General features: G+C 75.9%; 6 protein-coding genes. 3 read left to right on the top strand and 3 right to left on the bottom strand.

What is annotated here, in order from left to right; genetic code table 11:
• Both VG869_00945 and VG869_00940 read right to left on the bottom strand, forming a co-directional pair.
• Positions 1-247, bottom strand: a 247-nt coding sequence (locus tag VG869_00945; protein ID HEV3449746.1) for a hypothetical protein, incomplete at its 3' end; no start/stop codon positions are given.
• Positions 248-340: 93 nt separating this feature from the next.
• Positions 341-1,123, bottom strand: coding sequence for a TIGR01458 family HAD-type hydrolase (locus VG869_00940; protein HEV3449745.1), 783 nt, complete (start codon positions 1,121-1,123; stop codon positions 341-343).
• Between the two features lie 168 nt (positions 1,124-1,291).
• On the opposite strand from VG869_00940, the gene VG869_00935 reads away from it, so the two are divergent.
• The 3 genes from VG869_00935 to VG869_00925 all read left to right on the top strand — a co-directional run bounded on the left by VG869_00935 (position 1,292) and on the right by VG869_00925 (position 4,380).
• Positions 1,292-1,861, top strand: coding sequence for a TIGR03086 family metal-binding protein (locus VG869_00935; GenBank protein ID HEV3449744.1), 570 nt, complete (start codon positions 1,292-1,294; stop codon positions 1,859-1,861).
• Positions 1,862-2,072: 211 nt separating this feature from the next.
• A complete protein-coding gene (locus VG869_00930; GenBank protein HEV3449743.1) occupies positions 2,073-3,347 on the top strand; it encodes a diguanylate cyclase in 1,275 nt (424 codons plus the stop codon).
• Positions 3,348-3,360: 13 nt separating this feature from the next.
• Positions 3,361-4,380, top strand: coding sequence for a nucleoside hydrolase (locus tag VG869_00925; protein HEV3449742.1), 1,020 nt, complete (start codon positions 3,361-3,363; stop codon positions 4,378-4,380).
• A 68-nt stretch (positions 4,381-4,448) separates the two neighbouring features.
• On the opposite strand, the gene VG869_00920 is transcribed toward VG869_00925, so the two are convergent.
• Entirely contained in the window at positions 4,449-4,712 is a 264-nt protein-coding gene (locus tag VG869_00920) for a hypothetical protein (protein ID HEV3449741.1), read from the bottom strand.
• Between the last annotated feature and the right edge of the window lie 71 nt (positions 4,713-4,783).

Raw genomic sequence — 4,783 nt, 5'->3', positions numbered from 1 at the left:
CCACCGCCGGGTAGAGCACGAGCGTCGGGAGGGTGCGAGTCGGGCTCCCGGCGAAGGACCCGTTCGCCGGGGTCGGACGGGTGGCGTCGACGAACGTCTCGAGGCGTGCACCGACCGCGAACGTCGGGGCGGCGGGCGTCGCACGGGCGCTCGCGGCCGCGCCCGGCGACAGCCAGGTGGCGGCGGCGCCGAGGAGCACGGCCAGGCCCCCAGCGCCGACTCGACCGCGGGCCGCCAGCAGCGTCATCGGTGTCCTCCCCCCAGGAGCGGTTCGCACGACGTCGTGCCGGCGCGACCGGCGTGGTCCGGCCGGCCACGGCAACACACGACGACGGCGCCGTCAAGTGAGGCCGAGCAGCGTCGGCAGGTCGGCGAAGGAGTCGAGGACGTAGTCGGGCTCGGCGGCGGCTCGCGCGAGCGTCTCGGCCCGGAACTTCCCCGTCCGCACCAGGACTCCCGTGAGGCCGGCGGCCTGGGCCGCGAGGACGTCGGCGTCGAGGTCGTCGCCGACCATCACCGCCGCGTCCGGCGGCACGCCCAGGTCCCGCATCGCAGCGTGGAAGCAGGCCGGGGCCGGCTTGCCGATCACGACCGCGTGCACCCCGGCCGCGGCCTCGATCGCGCGGAGGTAGGCGCCGCCGTCGAGCTGGAAGCCCTTGGCCGTGCGCCAGTACAGGTTCTCGTGCATCGCCACGAGGGGGACGCCGTCGAGGGCGAGCTGGAACACCTGGTTGAGGGCGTCGTAGCCGAACTCGGGCCCGGCGCCGCCGACGACGACGACGTCGACGGGCCCGCCCGGCTCGGCGATCGTGACGCCGCCCAGGTCGTCGCGGACGTCGCCGCTGTTCAGCACCAGGCAGCGCCCGCCGGCGTGGTGCTGGCGGAGGTACGCCGCCGTCAGCGCCGGCGCGGTGAGGATCTCGGCGGCGCCGACGCCGAATCCTGCGTTCGTGAGCGCGGCGGCGATGGACTGCCGGCTCCGAGACGTCGTGTTCGTGATGAGCGCGATCCCGAGCCCCGCGTCGCGGAGCCGCTGGAGCGCGGCCGGGGTCCCGGGGACCGCCCGCCACGACACGGTGAGGACGCCGTCGATGTCGATGAGGACGGCCGCCGCGGCGGGCACCGTCGCACCGTACCGTCGCGCCGCCGGCCGTCGACGGGCCGAGCGCCGAGGCCGCGCGCCGACCGGCCGCGACGCTTCACGACGCGTGCCGCCACGCCGCGGCCCCGAGACGCTCCGCCGCCCCCACGGGTAGGGTGCCAGTCTCCGCGCGAGAGGGGGATGGCACCGATGGGACTCGACCTGCCGGCGCTGCACGAGCGCGCCTTGAACGCCACCCGTCGCGACGTCGGCGGCATCCGGGACGACCAGTGGGAGCTGGCGACACCGTGCGAGGGGTGGACGGTGCGCGAGCTCGCCAACCACGTCGTCTCCGGGAACTTCTGGGCCGCCGAGCTCGCCCGTGGCAAGACGATCGAGGCCGTCGGCGATCGGCTCGACGGTGACGTGCTCGGCCCGGACCCGCTCGCGGCCTACACCGAGTCCGCGCGCGTGGCCGACGAGGCCTTCCGCGCCCCCGGCGCCATGGCGGCGCCGTGCGCGGTGTCCTACGGCCCGGTGCCGGGCGAGGTGTACGCCGGCCACCGCTTCCTCGACGTGCTCATCCACGGCTGGGACCTCGCCGCCGCCACCGGGCAGGACACGGCTCTCCCGCCCGATCTCGTCGAGGCGTGCTGGGCCGTCGTCGAGCCCCAGCGGGACCTGCTCGTGGGCAGCGGCATGTTCGGCGACCACCACGAGATCCCGCCGGGCGCCGACCGGCAGGCGAGCCTGCTGGCGCTCCTCGGGCGCACCCCCTAGCGCGACGGTCGCCGCCCGGGCGGGCCGACCGAGCGACGGCTGACCCGGCTCGCCCTTCAGGTGGCGTGCCGGACGCCCGATACCTAGGCGTGGCCGGGCGTGGAACTTCCGGGAACCGAGCCCCTGCTCGGGGCGGCCGTCGAGCCGCGGCCGGGCCGCGCCGTGCTGCCGGCAGGACTCCCGCCGCCCCCGCCGGGGGAGAGGACGCGAGATGCCTCGACGATCGCTGACGGTGCCCGACGACGTCGCCCGGCTCCGGCAGATGCTGGGCATGATCGACGAGGCGCTCGTCGCCACCGACCTCGCCGGCCGGGTCGTCGAGTGGAACCCGGCCGCGACGCGGCTCTACGGGTGGACGTCGGCCGAGGCCACGGGGGAGCGGCTCGACGAGGTCCTCTCGCCCGAGGTCGGGCCGACCGACGCCGCCCTGATCGGCGGGTGCGGGCTGGCGGGCCAGGTCTGGTCGGGTCGGCTCCGAGTCCGGCACCGGGACGGCGCGGCCGTCATGGTGAGCGTCGAGCAGGTCCCGCTGCGGGATTCGGTCGGTCGGGTCACGGGCACGGTGCACGTGTCGACGAAGCTGTCCGGGTCCGACGCGTCGACGAGCGACTGGTTCGCGCTGCTGCGCGCCGACGGTGGCGTGCCGTACCTGAGCGCGGCGATGTACGCCGCCCTCGGCCTGCCCGTGGGCCTCGACATCCTGCTCGTCACCCTCGTCCACCCCGAGGACCGCGACACCCTCCGTCAGCTGCTCCGGCCGACGGCGGAGCGCGCCGACGCCGTGAGCCTGCGACTCCGCGCCGCCGACAAGCAGTACCGGACCTTCCACTTCCGGATCAACGATCTCATCGACGCCGGCGGGCTGCTGCTCACCGGGCACCCGATCGACGACGAGCTCGCCGAGGCGGCCGGTGACGGCGTCCGACTCGACGTCATCGAGCAGCGGGCGAAGGCCCGGATGGGCGCGCTCGAGGCGCTGACCGACCCGCTGACCGGGCTGCCGAACGGCGTGCTGCTCGTCGAGCGGCTGCAAGGGCTGCTGGACGGGCTGGGCGACGGGTCCGCGGCGATCGCGGTGCTGTACGTCGACGTCGACGGCTTCACGACCATCAACGAGAGCCTGGGCGAGCAGGCCGGTGACGAGCTGCTCGTGGTCCTCGCCCGCCGGCTGCGTCGGGCGCTGCGCGCCGAGGAGACGGTCGGCCGGTTCGGGAACGACGAGTTCGTGCTCTGCGCCGCGGTCGATGACGGGCGGAGTGCCGCCGCGATCGCTCAGCGCATCGCCGGTGTGCTCAGCGCGCCCGCCGCCATCGACGGCCACGAGATCCAGCCGACGGTGAGCATCGGGGTCGCGATCACCGACGATCCCGAGCGGGCTCCGGACAGCCTGCTCCGCGAGGCCGACGCCGCCATGCACCGCGCCCAGGACGGCGGCCGCGCCCAGCTCGCGGTCCTGGACCGCGAGCGCCAGCCGCTGGCGATGTAGCCCCCGGCGTCCGGTGCGCAGCCCGGTCGCCTTCCCCCGGGGCCACCATCCGTCCGCCCTCGCACCGACGCCCGCGGCGCGGCGACGGACGCCGGTGACGCCCGAGGCCATCCCGATCGTCGTGGACAGCGACGGCGGCGAGGTGTCGTGCGACGCGCTGTGGTTCGCGCTCAACCATCCCAGCCTCGACGTCCTGGCCGTGACGGCGGGGCCGGGCGTCGTGACGGCCGCGCGGGCGGCGCGCAACTTCGCCAAGGTGCTGGCGGCTGCCGGGCGCACCGACGTGCCGCTGGCCGTCGGCCCCGAGGCCCGGCTCGGCCCGGCGCCGCCGGTGCCGGTCCCGCCCGCGGTCGCCGACGGTGACGGCCTCGGCGGGCTCCACCCCGGCGAGGCCCCGATGAGGCCGGTGGCCGAACCCGCGCCGGCGCTCCTGGCTCGTCTCTGCGGTCACCGCCCCGGCGAGGTCGTCGTCGCCGCGCTCGGCCCGTTCGGCAACCTGGCTCGCGCCCTTCGTCGCCGGCCCGAGCTCGCCGGCTCGGCCCGAGGCCTGGTCGCGATGGGTGGCGCCCTGGCCGCGGCCGGGAACGCCACACCGGTCGCGGAGTACAACGTCGCCTACGACCCGGTCGCGGCCCGCGAGCTCGTGCGCGCCGCGTGGACGTCGCCGCCCGGCCTCATCGGCCTCGACGTGACCGCCCGGGCGACGCTCGGGCGACGCGAGCTGGAGCTCCTCCGAGCGCGACGAACGCCAGCGGCGCGGTTCCTCGCCGGTCCGATCGAGCGGTACGCGCGCGTCGCCGCGGGTCCGGACGGCACGTTCCCCACTCACGACGTCCTGGTGCCGATGGCGATCGCGGAGCCCGACCTCGTCGCCTGGACCACGGTGGGGTTGGACGTGGACGTGGCCGGCGGCGCCGAGTGGGGTCGCACCCGCACCGGCGACGTCGCGGCGGGCTGGCCCCGATGGCGGGTGGCCGTCGACGTCGACGTCGACCGCTTCCGGGCCGGGGTCCGCCGGCTCTACGGCGGGTGACGCGGCCCGGTTCGACGGTCGGTGGAGCCGGCCGGGCGACGCTCGACCGGCCCCACCACCTGGTGCGCTTACGGGACGGTCGGGACCTGCCCGGCGTTCTCCTGCGCCTCGCGCTGGGCGCTCTCGCCCTTCTCGTGGGTCGGGTCCTCGTTGGGCTTGAACGTGCCGCTCGGCGGCGCGGTCGAGTTGCCGTTCGAAGCCGCCGGAGCGGTGGTGCTGGTGGTCTGGGCACTACCCGACCCGGCACCGAAGATCACCGCTCCGAGTGCCCCACCACCAAGCAACGAGCCTGCCATCGCCGTCACGAGGACGGCCTTTCTGCCGATGTGCACGGGTACCTCCTTGTGGTCGCTTCCTGGTTGCGGCCCTCGACGATGCGAAGGCGACCCTCACGATGAGCGGC

Source organism: Acidimicrobiia bacterium, from assembly GCA_035948415.1.
GTDB lineage: Bacteria > Actinomycetota > Acidimicrobiia > IMCC26256 > PALSA-555 > PALSA-555.
Note: the sequence above shows the minus strand (reverse complement) of the source record. Positions and strands in the feature narration are given on the sequence as shown.

Excerpts from the sequence above, each read along its gene's own strand:
- VG869_00930 (HEV3449743.1), top strand. The coding sequence starts at position 2,073 with ATGCCTCGACGATCGCTGACGGTGCCCGACGACGTCGCCCGGCTCCGG.
- VG869_00935 (HEV3449744.1), top strand. The coding sequence starts at position 1,292 with ATGGGACTCGACCTGCCGGCGCTGCACGAGCGCGCCTTGAACGCCACC.